Here is a 17,882-nt window from a genome sequence, read left to right on the forward strand (position 1 = left end):
GCCTGCGGCAAGGCGGGCGCGGGCGCGCGTGGCGCGGGGACCGCCACAGGGGCCGGCTCGGCTCGCACCGGCTCGAGCGCCGGCGTCTCGACTCTCTCCGGCGCAGGGGCGGCTAGCTCGGCCGGAGGCACCTCGTCCTGAGGCGGGTTATAATGCGCCTCGGTTTCGCGGATCGCGTCTTCCAGAACGCGATAGCGCGCTTCCACGACATGATCTTCGAGCGGCGGGTTCGCCGCTTCGATCTGCCGTGTGATCGCAGCTCTCGCCTTTTCGTAAACCTTCGCGCGCAGCTGCGGCGACGCGTTGGGCAATCCGTCGATCGTCTTGCGGAGAACGGCGGTCAGGTTCGCCATGAAGGGCTGCACTCGCTAAGCTTGAAGGCCACACCATTCGAATCGTCATGGCTCATGCATCGATCCGCACCCAACCGCGGGCCTTGGATCGCGCCCGTACGCCCCGAAGCTGGCGTCCACCTGTTTCTCCTCGCGGAGACATGGGATGGAGCCGCCGCCGGGGCGTAGCGCCCGAAGCTTCGCCCGAAAAATCGAACGGTGCGGAGAACTTATATCAACCCTTCCTTAATCCTGAAACGGATCGCGGACAAGGATCGTATCGTCCCGTTCGGGAGAGGTGGACAGAAGCGTCACCGGCGCGCCTACTAGCTCTTCGATCTGGCGAACATATTTGACCGCCTGCGCCGGAAGATCGCCCCAGGAGCGCGCGCCCGCCGTGGTGCCCTTCCAGCCTTCGAAGCTCTCGTAGATCGGAACGACGCGGCGCTGCGAGGCCAAGCTCGCCGGGAAATAGTCGATCCGCTCGCCGTCCAATTCGTAGCCGACGCAGATTTTGATCTCGTCCATGCCGTCCAGAACGTCGAGCTTGGTGAGCGCCAGACCATGGATGCCGTTGATGGCGACGGCTTGACGCACCAGAACCGCGTCGAACCAGCCGCAGCGGCGCTTGCGACCCGTCACGGTGCCGAACTCGTGACCCTTCGTGCCCAGGAACTCGCCCACCGCATTGTCCTGCTCGGTCGGGAACGGACCTTCGCCGACGCGGGTCGTATAAGCCTTGGTGATGCCGAGCACGAATCCGGCCGCAGAGGGGCCGAGGCCCGAGCCCGCCGCCGCCTGCCCTGCCACCGTGTTGGACGAGGTCACATAGGGATAGGTGCCGTGGTCGATGTCGAGCAGCGTGCCCTGCGCGCCTTCGAACAGGATACGGTCGCCGGCCTTGCGGCGCTCGTCGAGCAGGCGCCACACGCGGTCGATATAGGGCGTGATCTCGGCGGCAACCGAGGTCAGCTCCTCCAAGATCGCCTCGGCCGAGATTTCCGGCTGGCCGAGGCCCCGGCGCAGCGGATTGTGATGGGCGAGAAGCCGCTCGATCCGCTCGGGCAGAACGTCAAGCTCGGCCAGATCCATCACGCGCAGCGCGCGGCGGCCGACCTTGTCTTCGTAGGCGGGACCGATCCCGCGACCCGTCGTGCCGATCTTGGTGCCGGCGGCGGCGGACTCGCGCGCCGCATCCAGCTCGCGGTGGAGCGACAGGATCAGCGTGGCATTGTCGGCGATGCGCAACGTGTCGGGCCCGATCGTGACGCCCTGTGCCTCGATGCGCTTCTTTTCGGCGACGAAGGCGTGCGGGTCGAAGACGACGCCGTTGCCGATCACCGACAGCTTGCCCTGGCGCACCACGCCGGAGGGCAGAAGCGAGAGCTTGTAGGACACGCCGTCCACCACCAGCGTGTGACCGGCATTGTGGCCGCCCTGGAAGCGCACGACCACGTCGGCGCGCTCCGAAAGCCAGTCCACGATCTTGCCCTTTCCTTCGTCACCCCACTGCGATCCGACGACGACGACGTTTGCCATGAATGCTCCTTGGCAGCCCGAAGGCCCGTTCCGCGCGCCATCGACCCAATGGAGGACGCGCCAAAGCGCGCGGAACCTCTCCGATTCCGACGCAAAATTCCCTCGGACTATAAAGAAGCCGCGCGCGACAAGCGAGGGCGCAGACCCCGATCTTTCCCCGCTTTTCCCAGAAACATCCGCTCGGTCTCGCGCACCCGCCTACCGGGATGTTGGTTTCCCGGACGCTGCAAAGAGCGCTAAGGGAAGGTGACGCTCGCAGGGGCTCACTGACGACCCGCTCGCCATGGAATTCCACAAATGCTCTCCCGCCTTGGCCATCCCTACATGCTGCTCGGCCTGACCTCGCTGATCTGGGGCGCCAACGCCGTGGCGGGCAAGCTCGCCGTCGGCCACGTCTCGCCGATGATGATGACGCTTCTGCGCTGGGCGCTGGCGAGCTTCGTTCTCCTGCCCTTCGCCTGGCCGCATCTCCAGCGCGACCGCACGGCCCTTCGCGGGCAGGCCGGCTATTTCCTTCTGGCCGGGCTTCTGGGTTTCACGGGCTTCAACTCGATCTTCTATCTGGCGCTGAACTACACGACCGCGATCCATTCGATGATCGTTCAGTCCTCCATGCCGCTCGTCGTCTTCGCGGGCATGTTCCTCGTCTTCCGGGCGCGAACCTCGCGGCTCCAGCTTCTGGGCTTCGGCCTCACGCTGGTCGGCGTCCTTCTGACCGCCGCGCACGGCGATCTCACGACGCTTCTGCATCTCGAAATCAATCGCGGCGACGGGTTGATGGTTCTCGCCGTCCTCTCGTTCGGTGCCTACACGATCCTTCTGTCGCGCAAGCCCAAGGTGCATTGGCTGACCTCGATCTTCCTGATCTCGCTGACGGCGACCCTCACCTCGATCCCCGTGGCACTGGCGGAATCCGCGATGGGCTACACGCAATGGCCGGACGCGCAGGGCTGGGCCGTGCTGGCCTTCTCGGTTCTCCTGCCCTCGATCGCCTCCCAGAGCCTTTATATTCGGGGCATCGAGATGATCGGCGCGAACCGGGCCAATCTCTTCGTCAATCTCGTCCCGATCTTCGGCACGCTTCTGGCCGTTCTGATTCTCGGCGAGCCGCTCTTTGCCTATCACGTCGTGGCGCTGACCCTGGTTCTCGGGGGCATTCTTCTGGCTGAAGTCGGCAAGCGGAACCAGCGGGTCGTGGGTCGCCCGAAGGCCTGACGGAGCCTACGAAAAAGGGCAGAGCGGTCGCCCGCCCTGCCCTTTCGCTATTCGAATTGTCGGATGGGATCAGACGTCGAAGGTCAGCATCTTGGCCTGACCGATGGCGTTGAGCCCACGGATTTCTTCCAGGAATTCCTCGCTCAGCGGGCCATCGAGATAGATGATGGCGATGGCGCTGCCGCCTTGCTCGTCGCGGCCGAGGTGGAAGTTCGCGATGTTGATGCCCGCCTTGCCGAAGGCAGTGCCGAGCTGGCCGATGACGCCCGGAACATCCTTGTTGGCGGTGTAGAGCATGTAGCGGCCGACATCGGCCTCCATGTTGATGCCCTTGATCTGGATGAAGCGCGGCTTGCCATCCGAGAAGGTCGTGCCCGCCACCGAGCGCGTCTGCTTCTTGGTCTTCACCGTGACCATGACATAGCCGTCGAACACGCCCGACTTGTCGCGGCGCACTTCGGTCACGGCGATGCCGCGCTCCTTGGCCATCAGAGGCGCGGAGACCATGTTGATCGTCTGCACCTGCGCCTTCAGAAGACCGGCAATGGCGGCCGCCGACAGGGCGCGGGTGTTCATCGTGCCCGGCGCGCCGTCATAGAGAATCTCGATCGCGTCGATCGGCTCGTCGGTCAGCTGGCCCGCGAAGGAGCCGAGGATTTCGGCGAGCTTCACATAAGGCGTCAGGATCGGCGCTTCCTCGGCGGTGATCGAGGGCATGTTCAGCGCGTTCGACACCGCGCCGTTGACGAGATAGTCGGCCATCTGCTCGGCTACCTGAAGCGCCACATTCTCCTGCGCTTCGGTGGTGGAGGCGCCCAGATGCGGCGTGCAGACGACATTCTCGAGCCCGAAGAGCGGAGACTCGGTCGCCGGCTCGACCTCGAACACGTCGATGCCAGCGCCCGCCACCTTGCCGGCCTTGATCGCGTCGGCCAGATCCTGCTCGACGATCAGCCCGCCGCGCGCGCAGTTGATGATGCGCACGCCCTTCTTCATCGTCGCGATGGCCTTGGCGTCGATGATGTTCTTGGTCTTGTCGGTCAGCGGTGTGTGCAGCGTGATGAAGTCGGCGCGCTTGAACAGGTCTTCCAGCTCGACCTTCTCGATGCCGAGTTCACGGGCGCGCTCTTCCGACAGGAATGGGTCGAAGCCGATGACCTTCATGCGCAGGCCGACGCCGCGCGAGGCGACGATGGAGCCGATATTGCCGCAGCCGATGACGCCCAGCACCTTGCCGGTGATCTCGACGCCCATGAAGCGGTTCTTCTCCCACTTGCCGGCCTGGGTCGAGGCATCGGCGGCGGGCATCTGGCGGGCCACCGCGAACATCATCGCGATGGCGTGCTCGGCCGTGGTGATCGAATTGCCGAAGGGCGTGTTCATCACGATGATGCCCTTCCGGCTGGCGGCCGGAATATCGACATTGTCGACGCCGATGCCGGCGCGGCCGATAACCTTCAGGTTGGTCGCGGCGTCGATGATCTTCTCGGTCACCTTGGTCGCGGAGCGGATCGCGAGGCCGTCATACTGGCCGATGACTTCGAGAAGCTTCTCCTTGTCCTTGCCGAGATCGGGCAGGTAATCGACCTCGACGCCGCGATCCTTGAAGATCTGGACGGCTGTGGGGGAAAGCTTGTCGGAAACGAGAACGCGGGGTGCCATGGGGAATGTCCTCTGGGCAAGCGCGACGGCCGCAGCGGGGCCGCGCGTAAAAAGGAAAATCGCGATTCAGGGCGCGCGGCACTCAAGGGCCGGGCGCAGGACCGGCGCGCACGGAGGGCACTGCCGATCGATCGTCAGGAAGCCGCCACGCCATCAGGAGCGACAGCTCCGCGCGGAGACGAAACCCCTCCCCGAACGGGAGGGGCAAAATTGGGTCAGGCCGCGTGAGCCAGCGATGCCTTCTGCGTCTCATAGGCATAGGCGAGCCAGGGCATCAGCGCTTCGAGATCAGCCGTCTCGACGGTCGCGCCAGTCCAGATGCGCAGGCCCGGAGGGGCATCGCGATAGGCGCCGATATCGAGGGCGACGCCCTCCTTCTCCAGAAGTGAGGCGACGCCCTTGGCGAAGGCTTCCTGACTTTCCTTCGGCAGAGCCGTCAGCGCCGGGTCGGTGAACTGAAGGCAGACCGACGTGTTGGAGCGGATGTCCGGCGTCTTGGCGAGGAAACCGATCCAGTTGTTGGCTTCCACGAAACGCTCGATCACGGCGAGGTTCGCATCGGCGCGCGCCTTCAGGCCTTCCAGCCCGCCGACCGACTTGCCCCACTGGAGCGCGTCCAGATAGTCCTCGACGCAGAGCATGGAGGGCGTGTTGATCGTCTCGCCCTTGAAGATGCCCTCGATCAGCTTGCCGCCCGAGGTCAGGCGGAAAATCTTCGGCAGCGGCCAAGCCGGCTTGTAGGTCGTCAGGCGCTCCACGGCGCGCGGGCTGAGGATCAACATGCCATGGGCCGCTTCGCCGCCCATCACCTTCTGCCAGGAGAAGGTGACGACATCGAGCTTGTCCCAGGGCAGGTCCTGCGCGAAGGCGGCCGAGGTCGCGTCGCAGATGGTCAGACCCTGGCGATCGGCCGGGATCTTGTCACCATTGGGAACGCGCACGCCAGAGGTCGTTCCGTTCCAGGTGAAGACGACGTCATGATCGAAATTCACGTCAGCGAAGTCGACGATGTCGCCATAGCCCGCTTCCAGAACGCGAGCGTCGCTCAGCTTCAGCTGCTTGACGGCATCCGTCACCCAGCCCGAACCGAAGCTTTCCCATGCGACCATATCGACCGGCCGCGCACCGAGCAGCGACCACATCGCCATCTCGACCGCGCCGGTGTCCGAGGCGGGAACGATGCCGATGCGATAATCGGCGGGAACTCGAAGAATTTCGCGCGTATCGTCGATGGCCTGTGCCAGCTTGTTCTTGCCAAGCTTGGCGCGGTGCGAGCGGCCGAGAGCGGCGTCGCTCAGGGCATCCAGCGTCCAGCCGGGACGCTTGGCACAAGGACCAGAGGAAAAGCGGGGGTTTGCCGGACGCGTGGTCGGCTTGGTGGCATTGGCCATCTGAAGCTACCCTTACAGATAGAAGCACCTCGTTGGGGAGGTGTGTCCCGCTCATGGGGATAGGCGCGAGACATCGCGCAGTCAAGTGACATCGTGATGAACCAGGCCGTTCTCCCTCGTCCAGAAACAAGAAAGGCGGGCTTTCGCCCGCCTCGTCGTTCCTCCGCGATCCGACAGCGCCTACCAAAGAGCGTAGCGAAGGCCGACCCGCACCTGATGGAAGTCCATCTTCTCGTTCTTCTGGCCGAAGAGCTCGGCATCGGGGACCGCGAAATAGCGATAGCCGACATCCAGCTTCAGATTCTGGGACACGGAATAACCAAGGCCAGCCATCAGGGCGTAGGAAAGATTCCAGCTCGAACTTTCGCGGTCGCTCGCTACGAGCTCGTAGGGCAGCCCCTTCTGAGCGCCGGCGAATGAGGCCGAGCAATCGACGGTCGGATCGCCGCCCTCGTTGCAGTGAAGGGTCTCGCGCATGGACGCGCGCAGGTTGGTGACGCCAAGACCCGCACCGACGTACGGCGTGAAGCCCACCACGGTGCCGAGATCGACATAGGCATTGGCCATGTAAGTGTAGAGATCGGCTTCCGCCGAAGCGTTGTCGCGGCAGACGCCCGTCGTATTGATCGTGCTCAACTGCCCATTTGTCGTGATGTCCTTGAGAACGCCGCAACCGTAGAAGGCGCTGCCGTTGCGGTCCCCGCTCGGCATATAGTCGAACGTGGCGTCGGCTCTCAGGAAATCGTTGAACTGATAGCCCATGCCGACCGAGCCGCTGACATCGTTCGAGTCGTCGAATTTTACGGCCGGTCCGGCCGCGCCCATGAAGCTCGGGAAGCGGCGATCGATCGCGTCGCCTCTGAAGTTGTAGCCGACGTCGCCGCGCAGATACCAGCCCGTACCGATCTCGACCGGCACCAGTTCGGGCGCCTCGCGATAGATCGGCCCCAGATCGGCTGCGGACGCGGCAGAAGACAAAAGCACGGCTGTGCCGAAAAGAAGAAGGGTCTTGAGTTTCATCGCGCTCGACCTTGGGAAACGGGAAGCCTTGGAAGCGGACGCTGCCCCGTCTTCCGACATTAACCATGACGCAGGATGCTTAATGTCGGGTTAACCGTGTTTCTTAACCTCTCGAGGCACGTGTTCGGGCCTGAGTGCCCCGCCCTCTTGAGCGAACGCCCCTCCCTTCATCCAAACGAAAAACCGCCGACCCTTGCGGGCCGGCGGCTGGCAGTCATGACTGGGCGCGCTCGAAAGCGCGTGGCGCTCAGAAGAACGAGTAGCGCAGACCGGCACGAACCGTATGGATATTGAAGCCGTTGTCGCGGCCCTGCACGCCCGTCGCGCCGGCGGCGCGGTCGCTGGCGTCGAAGCGGAATGCATCACCCTCGAACACGCGGGTGTAGCGATAGCCGACATCCAGAGCCAGCGAATGGGTCAGATCCACGCTCGCACCCGCCATGAGCGAAGAGGCGAAGCGCCAGGAATCCACGCCCTCGTGGACGCCGTAATAGTTGTTCGGATCGCCGCAGGTGACCGAGCAGATTTCGTTGCGCATGTCGCCGTAGTTGACGTTGGCGACGCCGACGCCCGCGCCGAAATAAGGGGTGATCGGGCCGAAATAGGGCAGATCGACATAGGCATTGGCCATGACGGTCCACAGGCCCGCGTCGGAATGATCGTTGAAGCGGCAATCACCGCTACCGAACGAGTAGGCGCAGGCGCTCGTGCCCTTGATGTCGAAATCGTAGTAGTCGGCCGTCAGATCGGTGCGGAAATGTTCGGCCCAGCGATAGCCGACGCCGCCGCCCACAGTGTAGCCGTTCTGCAGCTCGATCGAGGAATAGCGGAAGTCATCGCCGTAAAGGCCGGTCTGCGCGCTGAAGAAGCGGAACGAGCCGGACGTTTCCGACGAGAACATGTAGCCGGCATCGGCGCGGATATACCAGCCGCTATAATCGGCGGGCGCTTCTTCCACGACCGGAATGGGCTCGATGATGTCGGCAGCGCGAGCCGCGACGGGGGCAAAGGACGCGCTGGCCAGCAGAACGACGACAAGCCGGTTCATATCAAAGATCTCCAGACTTCGAATTCACAGCGGCTCGGGTTCCGCGTTCGATCGAAATCTAAAGATTAATGATTAACTGGAGATTACCTCCCGCTGGGGAAGAGGGCAAACCTGTGACGATTATGTTACAGTTGCTCAGCCAGATGACCCAGTCGTCCTCGGAGCCAACGATCCGCGCACAGCCGCGCGGATCTTTTTCATGAAGCGTTCAGCCCAACTATTGGCTCATGGGTGCTCAGGCCGCGCTACGACGAAGCACATCCACGATGTCGTCCACGACATCGGACACAAGCCGAGCATCGTCCCCTTCCGCCATCACGCGGATCAGCGGTTCCGTGCCCGACGGGCGAATGACGAGGCGACCCGTATCGCCCAAGCGTTCGCGACCGATATTGATGATTTCTTGAACCTTCGGAAGTTCCAGAGGTGCGCCGCCGCTATGGCGTACGTTCTTCAGGATTTGCGGCACGGGCTCGAACTTGCGGCAGACCTCCGACACGGTGCCGCCGGCTTTGCGCACCACCGCCAGTATCTGAAGCGCCGACACGAGCCCGTCCCCCGTCGTGCCGAAATCCGACAGGACGATGTGACCGCTCTGTTCGCCGCCGACATTGTAGCCGTGCTGGCGCATATGCTCCACGACATAGCGGTCGCCGACCTTGGTGCGGGCAAGCTGCAATTGCCGATCGTTGAAGAAGCGCTCCAGCCCGAGATTCGACATGATCGTGGCGACCACGCCGCCTGCCGCCAGCCGACCATCCTCGGCCCAGGCTTCGCCGATCACGGCCATGATCTGGTCGCCATCCACGATCTCGCCGCGCTCGTCGACGATCAGCACGCGGTCCGCGTCGCCATCCAGCGCGATGCCGATGTCTGCGCGCACTTCCTGCACCTTGGCCCGCAGGGCCTCAGGGCTCGTGGAGCCGCAATTCAGGTTGATATTGGTGCCGTTAGGCTCGACGCCGAGCTTGACCACCTCGGCTCCCAGCTCCCAGAGAACGTCGGGCGCGACGCGATAGGCCGCGCCATTGGCGCAGTCGATGGCGACCCTCACGCCATCGAGAGACAACTCGCGGGGCAAGGTGCGCTTGGCGAATTCGACGTAGCGGTCGCGCCCACCATCGTCGTAACGCTTGGCACGTCCCAGATGCGAGCCGACCGCCAAGCGCGGTGCCAAGTCCTCGTCGATCAGACGGTTGATCTCGGCTTCCAGCTCGTCCGACAGCTTGTAGCCATCCGGGCCGAAGAGCTTGATGCCGTTGTCATCATAGGGATTGTGAGAGGCGGAGATCATCACGCCGATGTCCGCGCGCATGGAGCGCGTCAGCATGGCGACGGCCGGCGTCGGCATGGGGCCGAGCATCAGTACGTCCATACCAACGGCCGTGAAGCCGGCACAGAGCGCAGGTTCCAGCATATAGCCGGACAAGCGCGTGTCCTTCCCGATAACGACGCGGTGCCGATAGTTGCCGCGCTTGAAGGCAAGGCCCGCCGCCATGCCGACCTTCATCGCGATCTCGGGCGTCATCGGATGGCGGTTGGCTCGGCCTCGAATGCCGTCCGTGCCGAAATAGGATTTCGCCATAATACCCCTCGAAACTGAATGGATGGGCCGTATCAGCGTCAGCGCCGTCGAGAAAGCCCGAAACAGACGGCCAGGCGATCATCAGGCCATATGATGAACGGGCCTGCATTGCGCGGAGCCGGTTTCGGATCGAAGACGAAGCTTGCCGTGAGGCCCGCGTCATAAAAAAGGCGGGCTCGAAGCCCGCCTTCCCATCATGTCTTGGTCGTGTTTCAGGCTGTAGGCTGCGGTTCCAGCCCGCCTTCGCTGTCGTCGCGCGGTCCGCTCGGCTTGGCCGAGCCGGCCTTCGGCACAGCCGAACCGCGCGAGGGCGGCGTGTCGTCGCCCATGTCGCGCGCGAGCGGCTTGCCGGCCAGAAGATCGCGGACTTCGTCACCCGACAGGGTTTCGTATTCCAGCAGACCGTTGGCCAGCGTGTGCAGATCCTCGATATGCTCGCGCAGAATGCGACGGGCCTTGTTCTCGGCGACTTCGATGATGCCGCGCACTTCGGAGTCGATCAGACGGGCCGTTTCTTCCGACATGTTCTGCTGCTGCGACACGGAATGGCCGAGGAAGATTTCTTCCTGGTTCTGCCGGTAGCGCAGACGGCCGAGCTTGTCGCTCATGCCGTATTCCATGACCATGGCGCGAGACATGTTCGTGGCCTGCTGGATGTCGTTGGACGCACCCGTCGTCACATTGTCCAGACCATAGATGATCTCTTCCGCAGCGCGGCCGCCGAAAATCATGGCCAGACGCGCTTCCATCTCGTTCTTGCGCATTCCGTAGCGATCGCGCTCCGGCAGGTTCATGGTGACGCCCAAGGCGCGGCCGCGCGGGATGATCGTGACCTTGTGCAGCGGGTCGTTGAAAGGCTCGTAGATGCCCACCAGCGCGTGGCCGGCCTCGTGATAGGCGGTCAGCTTCTTCTCGTCTTCGGTCATGGCCATCGACCGGCGCTCGGCGCCCATCATGACCTTGTCCTTGGCGTCTTCGAATTCCAGCATGGTGACGAGGCGCTTGGAGCGGCGCGCCGCCATCAGCGCGGCCTCGTTCACGAGATTGGCGAGATCGGCGCCGGAGAAGCCCGGCGTGCCGCGCGCGATGGTCTTGAGATCCACATTGGGGGCCAGCGGCACGTTGCGCACATGAACCTTGAGGATCTTCTCGCGGCCGCCGACATCGGGGTTCGGCACCATGACCTGCCGGTCGAAGCGGCCGGGACGCAGAAGCGCCGGATCGAGAACATCGGGACGGTTGGTCGCTGCGATGAGGATGATGCCCTCATTGGCCTCGAACCCGTCCATCTCCACCAGAAGCTGGTTCAGCGTCTGCTCGCGCTCGTCATTGCCGCCCCCGAGGCCCGCGCCGCGATGGCGACCCACGGCGTCGATTTCGTCGATGAAGATGATGCAGGGCGCGTTCTTCTTGGCTTGCTCGAACATGTCGCGCACGCGGCTGGCGCCGACGCCCACGAACATTTCCACGAAGTCCGAACCGGAGATGGTGAAGAAGGGGACGTTGGCTTCGCCCGCGACAGCGCGCGCCGTCAGCGTCTTACCCGTGCCCGGAGGGCCGACGAGAAGGACGCCGCGCGGAATCTTGCCGCCCAGACGCTGGAACTTCTGCGGCTCGCGCAGGAATTCGACGATCTCTTCCAAGTCCTGCTTGGCTTCGTCCACACCCGCGACATCGGCAAAGGTGACGCGGCCATGGGCTTCGGTCAGAAGCTTGGCCTTGGACTTGCCGAAGCCCATGGCCTTGCCGCCGGCTCCGCCCTGCATCTGCCGCATCAGGAAGATCCAGACGCCGAGGATCAGGAGGATCGGGCCGAAGGACATCAGGATCGACCAGATCGGATTGACATTGTCCGACGGCGGGCTGGCGTTGATCTGGACGTTGCGCTGCTCAAGCCGGCTGACGAGCTGAGGATCGCCCGGCGAGTAGGTCTGGAAGGGGCTTGCGCCGTCCGTATAGGAGCCCGAAATCCGCTGTCCCTGAATGGTGACGGAGCGCACGCGGCCGGCATCCACGTCGGAGAGGAACTGCGAATAGGGCACGTCGCGCGTGTTCGCATTCTGCGAGCTGTTCGAGAACAGCTGGAACAGCGCGATCAGCAGGAGCGCGATGATCGCCCAAACGGCGAAATTGCGGAAGTTCTGGTTCATTATCCGTCCTGGAAGTGCGCTCGGGCAACCATGCGTCATACAACGTCGGCGGCTTTGACTTGCCTGCGAATGTAGGTGGACGCCACCCCCTTGCCAACAGGTTCACCGCGATTTGCGGCATTTTGGAGCCCACAGGTTAATGTGAGACCTGCAGGGAGAACCAAATCGGCCGCGAGACGCCACGCAACCCGACACGAAAGCGAGAGCGAAGGCGGCTTGGGCGCGGTCTTGAAGCGCAGAAGCGGATGGGCGGCTAGGATCTCGCCGGACGCCCCGAGCGCCACGGGCAGCGTGCGATGGGCGAGCGGCCCCCTCCCCCATCGCCCATAGGGAACAAGGATGCTCCAATCGCTCGACCCCGTCTGACGGGGAACATCGAAGCGACTGTCGAAGCAGGCCGAAGCCTGCCTGTCATCCCAAAGAAGAGGCGGCGGCCCCGTGCGCCCATATTCACGCCCGAGCCGCAACAGGCCGCTTTGCCAACGCAGGAGGCAGCCGCCCAATGTCGCCGCTCCTTGCTCATTTGAATGAATCTGCTGAGCCAGAGCGTCGATGCTGAGGCGCGTGGGAGGAACCGAGGCGCCAGCCACAGCTGTTACGGCGCGGGACAGAAGAGCGGGATCAATGAAGCCATCGTCCAGAAACAACGAGATGTCGCCGGATGGCGAGACATCGAGTCGCCCTTCGGTCGCAAACTTCGCCAGAATCGAGGTGATGCGATCGTCCTCGTCCTGTCGCTGCACACGTGCGGCCTGGATGGTCTGCTCCGCCAGCGCTTCCTCGGCCGCATTCAGCCCCTGCAGTCGCAACCGCGCGCGAGCAAAACGCGGATCGCGGTTGGATGGATCATCCGCCGCTCGCACGCCCGTCCCAGCCACGAAAGCTTCCAGCGCCCGCTTGCGCCAGCCGAGCAGTGGCCGAACGAGAACGAGACCGGGTTCCAGATCGCGCCAGACCCGCATTCCCGCGAGCGCTGCGCCGGATGCTCCGCGCTGAGCGGCGAGCCGATGGGTTTCGATCTGGTCGTCATGGTGATGGGCTGTTGCGAGAAGTCCCGCACGGAGGCGGCGCGCTTCATCGGCCAAAAGGCGGTAGCGCGCCTCACGAGCGGCAGCCGAAAGATTTCCCTCGATCGGCCCGGCATGGTGCCAGACAAGAATGCGATGAGGAACGCCCAGCGCGCCGCAGAGACGGCAGACTTCCTGCGCCTCGGCCGCGCTGCCGGGCCGCAAAGCATGATCGACGGTCGCGACATGGAGCGGACGGGCGAGGCGTCCGGCCGATCGCAACTGCGCGGCAGCCAGAAGCAGAGCCAGCGAGTCCGGCCCGCCGGAGACACCCAGGAGCAGCGCCCCCTCCCCCCGCCCAGCCGGCAGGGCCCCAAGGGTGCGCAAAATGTCCTCGCCGAGAGCCAAGCCCGGATCACCGCTACGCTCTGCATCGCCCGGCAAGGCGAGACTCAGGGATGTCAGCTACAGCGCGCCGTTTTTTCCTCGGCCTGAAGCTTGCGTTTCACGTTGGCGCTCATCGTGGGGTAGCGCTTGCCGATCTCGGCATAGGTGATGCAGGCCGTCTCGCGATTGTCGAGATGCACCAGCGACATGCCGAGCTTCAGCATCATCTCCGGCGCCTTGGGTGCCTGGGGATGCGCCTTCTGCGCGTTCAGAAAGACCTCCGCCGCCTCGCGATACTTCGCTTGTGCGTAGAGACTCTCGCCCAGCCAATATTGCGCATCGGCCGCGTCGCTCGAATTCGGATAGGTCTGCGTGTATTGACGGAAGGTCTGCTCGGCGAGCGCGTAATCGCCCGACAGCATGTGATTGTATCCGAGCCCATAAAGCTCACCCGGCCCGTTCGCCTTGATCGAGGCGGTTTTGACATTGGGCTGCGGCGCGGCAGCGGGCGCGGCAGCGGGTTTCGCGCTCTCGTTGCCGAAGCCCTCCCCGATCAACGCGCCGATCTCGTCGCCCCCTTGCGCGCTGGCCGGAGCGGCGCTGGCAGACGGCGCGGGCCGCGCGGCCCCGTCATTCATCGTGGAGGGCGTGGCCGAAGCCACGCGCGAGGACGCCTCGCTCGCCGGTGCGCCGGCTGCGGGAAGCGCGGGCTGCGCTTCGGAGCGCCGCTGCGGCGTGGTCTGCGAGGCGCCGCCCGACTTTCCGGCCTTTTCCAAATCCTGGAAGCGGAACTCGTTGTCTTCCTGCGTCTTGCGCAGCTGTTCCTGCAATTGCAGAACCAGGAAGGACAGCTCTTCCACCTTGCCGGTCAGCCGGCGCATTTCCTCTTCCATCTGGCTGATGCGCACGCTGGAATCGCCCATCTGCGCCATCAGCACGGGCGGCGCGGTCTCGCGCGGTTGGCTTTGCACCTGCCGGCCGCCGAGGCCGAACGGCAGGTCGAGCGCATGAGCCGGGCCGGCCAGAGCCCCCGCTGCAACCGTCATTGCGAGAAAGCGCGTGAGAAGCTTGCCAGCCATCCGAGAATCCCTTCCGGGCGCCGAAGGTGGGCCGCGATCCCGGCCGGATGCGTCTTCGGCGCCGTGTCGATGTCCACTTGTTTACGGGGTGTGAACGCGTCCAAAATTTGTCCGCTTCTATCACGCCGCCGGGTTCGGGAACGCAAAACGGCCCCGGAGGGCCGTTTCGACTGGAGGATTGTTGCCGAAATGCTTCAGGAACCGCTGCCCGAGAGCACGGTGACCGCGCGGCGGTTCTGCGACCAGCAGGAGATATCGTCGCAAACGGCGACCGGACGTTCCTTGCCGTAGGAGATCGTGCGCATCCGGTTGGACGACACGCCCTGCGAGGCCAGGAAGTCGCGCGTGGCGGCGGCGCGGCGCGCGCCGAGCGCCAGATTGTATTCGCGCGTGCCGCGCTCGTCGGCATGGCCTTCGACGACGATCTGATAGCGCGGATACTGGTTGAGCCACTGGGCCTGGCGGCTCAGCGTCTGCTGCGCGTCGGCGCGGATCGAGGTCGAGTCCGTATCGAAGAAGATGCGGTCGCCGACATTGACGGTGAAGTCCTGGCTCGTGCCGGGAGCGGCCGAGCCGCGACCATTGGCGCCGTTCGCGCCATAGCCACCGGCTCCGCCGGCACCACCCGCGCCGCCGAGGCCGAGGCCGGCCGCGTTGTCGGGAAGGGCGTTGTTCTTCTTGGCGCAGGCCGAGAGCGCCAGCGCAGCGACCAGCGCGAGGGCGATTCGACCATGGACCCCAGTAGCGATGCGGCGCATGGCCGTCTCCTTCGGTCAGTGGATAAGGATAGGGTCATTTACCATTTTCAGGGTTAACGACCGGTCAACAGAACGTTGATTGTTAAGTCTATTCGAGCGCCGGCGACCAGGCGGGGTCGGAGGCGAAGTTGGGCGTCGCGACACGCTGCTCGTTGCGGCCCGTCAGGTCGATCGAGAAGAGTTGCGGACCGCCGCCCTGATCCCGGAAGAACATGATGACGCGCCCGTTCGGCGCCCAGGTCGGGCCTTCGGCATGGAAAGACGAGGTCAGAATACGCTCGCCCGAGCCGTCCGGCTTCATGACGCCGATCTGGAACTGGCCGCCCGACTGTTTGGTGAACGCGATCAGATCGCCGCGCGGGCTCCAGACGGGCGTGTTGTAGCTGCCCTGCCCGAAGGAAATGCGCTGCTGGCCCGAGCCGTCGGCGTTCATCGTGTAGATCTGCGGCCGCCCGCCCCGGTCCGATTCGAAGACGATCTTCGAGCTATCGGGCGAATAGGACGGCGAGGTGTCGATGGCGTTGGTCGAGGTCAGGCGCGTGGTCGCGCGCGAGCGCAGGTCCATGGCGTAGAGATTGGCGTTGCCCTCCTGCTGAAGGCTCATCACCACCTTCTGGCCGTCGGGCGAGAAGCGCGGCGCGAAGGTCATGCCGGGGAAATTGCCCACGACCTCGCGCTGTCCGGTTTCGAGCTGAAGGAGATAGACGCGCGGCTCCCCCTTGCCGAAGCTCATATAGGTGATTTCCTGCCGGTTGGGCGAGAAACGCGGGGTGAGCACGAGGTCGCCGCCCTCGGTGAGATAGCGCACATTCGCGCCGTCTTGGTCCATGATGGCAAGGCGCTTGCGGCGCTTGTCCTTGGAGCCGGTCTCGTCCACGAAGACGATGCGGGTGTCGAAATAGCCCTTCTCGCCCGTCAGACGCTCATAGATGGCGTCGGCGATGATATGGGCGATGCGGCGCCAATTGTCGGGGCTGGCATAGAACTGCTGCCCGTCGAGCTGCGTGCCGGCATAGGTGTCCCACAGGCGGAACTCGACGCGCAGGCGACCGTCCGCTTCCGGCGTGACGCGGCCCGAAACGAGGGCCTGCGCGTTGATCACCGTCCAGTCCTGAAAGCGGGGCGTGGCATCCGGCGACAGGTCCTTCTGGATGAAGGCGGTCGGATTGATCGGCGCGAAGAGCCCGGAGCGCTTGAGGTCGGCGGCGACCACTTCCATGAGCTTGGCGCCCAGGCCATCGCGCGACTGGAAGGCCGGCAGCGCGATCGGCATCGGCTGCACATTGCCCTGATTGAGGTTGATCTCGACCTTCGCGTGAGCGGGCATGGCCGCGCCAAGGCAGGCGGCGGTGGCGGCGAGCGCGAGGCCGAGAGTCCGCAGGCTGAGGCGAAGGGTCGAAGAGGTCGTGCTGGGGCGAGTCATGGGATGGAACCTTCCCGTTCGGTCACCGGGCCTGTGTCGCGCTGTCAGGCGCACCCGTTGTCTCGGAAGCGATGGACGAGAGGACGGCCGGAACCGTCCCGAGGGATTGGAGGCTTAGAACATCTGGCTCGGATCGAAATTGACGGTGACTTCGGACCAGGTCTCGTATTTGTCGGCCGGCAGGTTGTAGGGCGCGCAGCGGCGAACCGCGCGCACCGCCGCCTCGGCCGCGGCGCGCTGGGCCGGGGACGAACCGCTGCCGGATTCGATCTGCGGCATGCCCTGCACCGCGCCGGACGGATCGAGCTGCATCGAAATCTTCACCTGGAAAGACCCGGCGTCGGAATTGCCGGCGGGCGGATTCCAGCACTTTGAAATCTGCCCTTTCAACGCGTCGATCTCGCTTTGAGACAGAGTGCCGCCAGTCTGCGTCTTTCCACCGAGCGAAGCGTGCTGGGTCGACCGCTTGGCACCGCCGCCAGTCGTTTCCTGCGTGTTCTTGAGAGCGGCCAGAACCGCGTCCTCGAGAGGATCGTTCTGCGAGTTGCTCTTGCCCGGCTTCTTGGCTTCCTTGACCTTCTCCTTAGAGGTCTCGGTGGACTTGGCCTTCTCGGTCGCCTTCGTCTTCTCTGGCGGCTTTTCCTTCACCGGCTCGGGCTTGGGCTCAGGCTTCGCCTCGGCCACCTTCACGGGCTCGGGCGGCTTGGGCTTCACCTGCGGCGCGGGCACGTTCTTGGGCGGCGCGGGCGGCTTTTCAGCCTCGGCCTTGGCGATCTCGGCGGCCAGCGGGTCGATCTCGGGCGTCGTGTCCTCCTCGGCCGAATCCTCTTCCGGCTCGGGCGGCTTGGGCTCGGGCGGCGGCGGGGTCGGCTCGGGCACGCGAGCGGGCGCGGGCTTCGGCTCGGGCTTGGGTTCCAGCTTCGGCTCAGGCTTGGGCTCGGGCGGCTGGGCGGCCGGCGGGGGCGGCGCGTCGTCCACCTTGGTCTTCTGCGTTTCGCGCGGCGCGGCCTTCGGCGCAGGCGGCGTCGGGAGATCGACCTCGTTGTCGCCGACATTCTGGGCCGGCATCGGGAGCTTTTCGGGCGTCTTGGTCGTCTGGGGCGCCGGCTTGTCGGTCTGCGGCGCCTTTTCGTCGCCGATCATCGACTGGCTGACCTCAGTCACCAGTTCCACGGGCACGGCTTCGCTGCCCATGTCCAGCTTTTCGGGCGCGCCCAACGACCAGAGCCCCCATGTGAGCACGAGGGCATGGACCGCAACGGAGGTGGAAAGCGACGACTTCATGA

At 64.7% G+C, this 17,882-nt stretch carries 13 protein-coding genes and 1 pseudogene; 1 reads left to right on the forward strand and 13 read right to left on the reverse strand.

What is annotated here, in order from left to right:
- Both AUL36_RS01275 and AUL36_RS01280 read right to left on the reverse strand, forming a co-directional pair.
- Positions 1-353, reverse strand: a pseudogene (locus AUL36_RS01275) (hypothetical protein); the annotation flags it as partial.
- A gap of 225 nt (positions 354-578) precedes the next feature.
- Positions 579-1,871, reverse strand: a complete 1,293-nt coding sequence (locus AUL36_RS01280; protein WP_058600798.1) for an adenylosuccinate synthase — start codon at positions 1,869-1,871, stop codon at positions 579-581.
- A 297-nt stretch (positions 1,872-2,168) separates the two neighbouring features.
- On the opposite strand from AUL36_RS01280, the gene AUL36_RS01285 reads away from it, so the two are divergent.
- The gene (locus AUL36_RS01285) at positions 2,169-3,086 is read left to right on the forward strand and encodes a DMT family transporter (RefSeq protein WP_062217209.1); all 918 of its coding nucleotides are present in this window, start codon (positions 2,169-2,171) and stop codon (positions 3,084-3,086) included.
- Between the two features lie 69 nt (positions 3,087-3,155).
- Here the strand turns inward: AUL36_RS01285 and serA are convergent, their stop codons facing one another.
- From serA to AUL36_RS01340, 11 genes are all read right to left on the reverse strand, one after another.
- Positions 3,156-4,748, reverse strand: a complete 1,593-nt coding sequence (gene serA / locus AUL36_RS01290; protein ID WP_062217212.1) for a phosphoglycerate dehydrogenase — start codon at positions 4,746-4,748, stop codon at positions 3,156-3,158.
- Positions 4,749-4,963: 215 nt separating this feature from the next.
- Positions 4,964-6,139 carry a phosphoserine transaminase gene (locus AUL36_RS01295; RefSeq protein WP_062217214.1) on the reverse strand — a complete coding sequence of 392 codons (1,176 nt, stop codon included), beginning with the start codon at positions 6,137-6,139 and terminating at the stop codon, positions 4,964-4,966.
- A 180-nt stretch (positions 6,140-6,319) separates the two neighbouring features.
- Positions 6,320-7,159, reverse strand: coding sequence for an outer membrane protein (locus AUL36_RS01300; RefSeq protein ID WP_058634425.1), 840 nt, complete (start codon positions 7,157-7,159; stop codon positions 6,320-6,322).
- Between the two features lie 247 nt (positions 7,160-7,406).
- Positions 7,407-8,207 (reverse strand): outer membrane protein, encoded by an 801-nt coding sequence (locus AUL36_RS01305; RefSeq protein WP_058634426.1) that lies wholly within the window; start codon positions 8,205-8,207, stop codon positions 7,407-7,409.
- A 235-nt stretch (positions 8,208-8,442) separates the two neighbouring features.
- Positions 8,443-9,792 carry a phosphoglucosamine mutase gene (gene glmM / locus AUL36_RS01310; RefSeq protein ID WP_058600804.1) on the reverse strand — a complete coding sequence of 450 codons (1,350 nt, stop codon included), beginning with the start codon at positions 9,790-9,792 and terminating at the stop codon, positions 8,443-8,445.
- 212 nt (positions 9,793-10,004) lie between these two features.
- The gene (gene ftsH / locus AUL36_RS01315) at positions 10,005-11,942 is read right to left on the reverse strand and encodes an ATP-dependent zinc metalloprotease FtsH (protein ID WP_058600805.1); all 1,938 of its coding nucleotides are present in this window, start codon (positions 11,940-11,942) and stop codon (positions 10,005-10,007) included.
- Positions 11,943-11,977: 35 nt separating this feature from the next.
- Positions 11,978-13,393, reverse strand: a complete 1,416-nt coding sequence (gene tilS / locus AUL36_RS24960) for a tRNA lysidine(34) synthetase TilS (RefSeq protein ID WP_192843760.1) — start codon at positions 13,391-13,393, stop codon at positions 11,978-11,980.
- Between the two features lie 17 nt (positions 13,394-13,410).
- Positions 13,411-14,415: a tol-pal system protein YbgF gene (gene ybgF, locus AUL36_RS01325; RefSeq protein WP_062217220.1), complete on the reverse strand. Its 1,005-nt coding sequence runs from the start codon at positions 14,413-14,415 to the stop codon at positions 13,411-13,413.
- Between the two features lie 194 nt (positions 14,416-14,609).
- Positions 14,610-15,173 (reverse strand): peptidoglycan-associated lipoprotein Pal, encoded by a 564-nt coding sequence (pal, locus tag AUL36_RS01330; RefSeq protein WP_058600808.1) that lies wholly within the window; start codon positions 15,171-15,173, stop codon positions 14,610-14,612.
- An 88-nt stretch (positions 15,174-15,261) separates the two neighbouring features.
- Complete coding sequence (gene tolB, locus AUL36_RS01335; protein WP_192843761.1) at positions 15,262-16,596, reverse strand: Tol-Pal system beta propeller repeat protein TolB; 1,335 nt, start codon at positions 16,594-16,596, stop codon at positions 15,262-15,264.
- A gap of 114 nt (positions 16,597-16,710) precedes the next feature.
- Entirely contained in the window at positions 16,711-17,880 is a 1,170-nt protein-coding gene (locus tag AUL36_RS01340; protein WP_062217224.1) for a hypothetical protein, read from the reverse strand.
- Positions 17,881-17,882: the final 2 nt, after the last annotated feature.

The sequence above is a fragment of the Aureimonas sp. D3 genome, from assembly GCF_001463805.1.
Lineage (GTDB): Bacteria > Pseudomonadota > Alphaproteobacteria > Rhizobiales > Rhizobiaceae > Aureimonas > Aureimonas ureilytica_A.

What these genes read in the sequence shown, in the direction of transcription:
- AUL36_RS01285 (WP_062217209.1), top strand. Translation starts at nt 2,169, where the DNA reads ATGCTCTCCCGCCTTGGCCATCCCTACATGCTGCTCGGCCTGACCTCG.
- glmM (WP_058600804.1), bottom strand. Translation starts at nt 9,792, where the DNA reads ATGGCGAAATCCTATTTCGGCACGGACGGCATTCGAGGCCGAGCCAAC.
- AUL36_RS01340 (WP_062217224.1), bottom strand. Translation starts at nt 17,880, where the DNA reads ATGAAGTCGTCGCTTTCCACCTCCGTTGCGGTCCATGCCCTCGTGCTC.
- serA (WP_062217212.1), bottom strand. Translation starts at nt 4,748, where the DNA reads ATGGCACCCCGCGTTCTCGTTTCCGACAAGCTTTCCCCCACAGCCGTC.
- tolB (WP_192843761.1), bottom strand. Translation starts at nt 16,596, where the DNA reads ATGACTCGCCCCAGCACGACCTCTTCGACCCTTCGCCTCAGCCTGCGG.
- AUL36_RS01295 (WP_062217214.1), bottom strand. Translation starts at nt 6,139, where the DNA reads ATGGCCAATGCCACCAAGCCGACCACGCGTCCGGCAAACCCCCGCTTT.
- ybgF (WP_062217220.1), bottom strand. Translation starts at nt 14,415, where the DNA reads ATGGCTGGCAAGCTTCTCACGCGCTTTCTCGCAATGACGGTTGCAGCG.
- AUL36_RS01280 (WP_058600798.1), bottom strand. Translation starts at nt 1,871, where the DNA reads ATGGCAAACGTCGTCGTCGTCGGATCGCAGTGGGGTGACGAAGGAAAG.
- pal (WP_058600808.1), bottom strand. Translation starts at nt 15,173, where the DNA reads ATGCGCCGCATCGCTACTGGGGTCCATGGTCGAATCGCCCTCGCGCTG.
- AUL36_RS01300 (WP_058634425.1), bottom strand. Translation starts at nt 7,159, where the DNA reads ATGAAACTCAAGACCCTTCTTCTTTTCGGCACAGCCGTGCTTTTGTCT.
- AUL36_RS01305 (WP_058634426.1), bottom strand. Translation starts at nt 8,207, where the DNA reads ATGAACCGGCTTGTCGTCGTTCTGCTGGCCAGCGCGTCCTTTGCCCCC.
- ftsH (WP_058600805.1), bottom strand. Translation starts at nt 11,942, where the DNA reads ATGAACCAGAACTTCCGCAATTTCGCCGTTTGGGCGATCATCGCGCTC.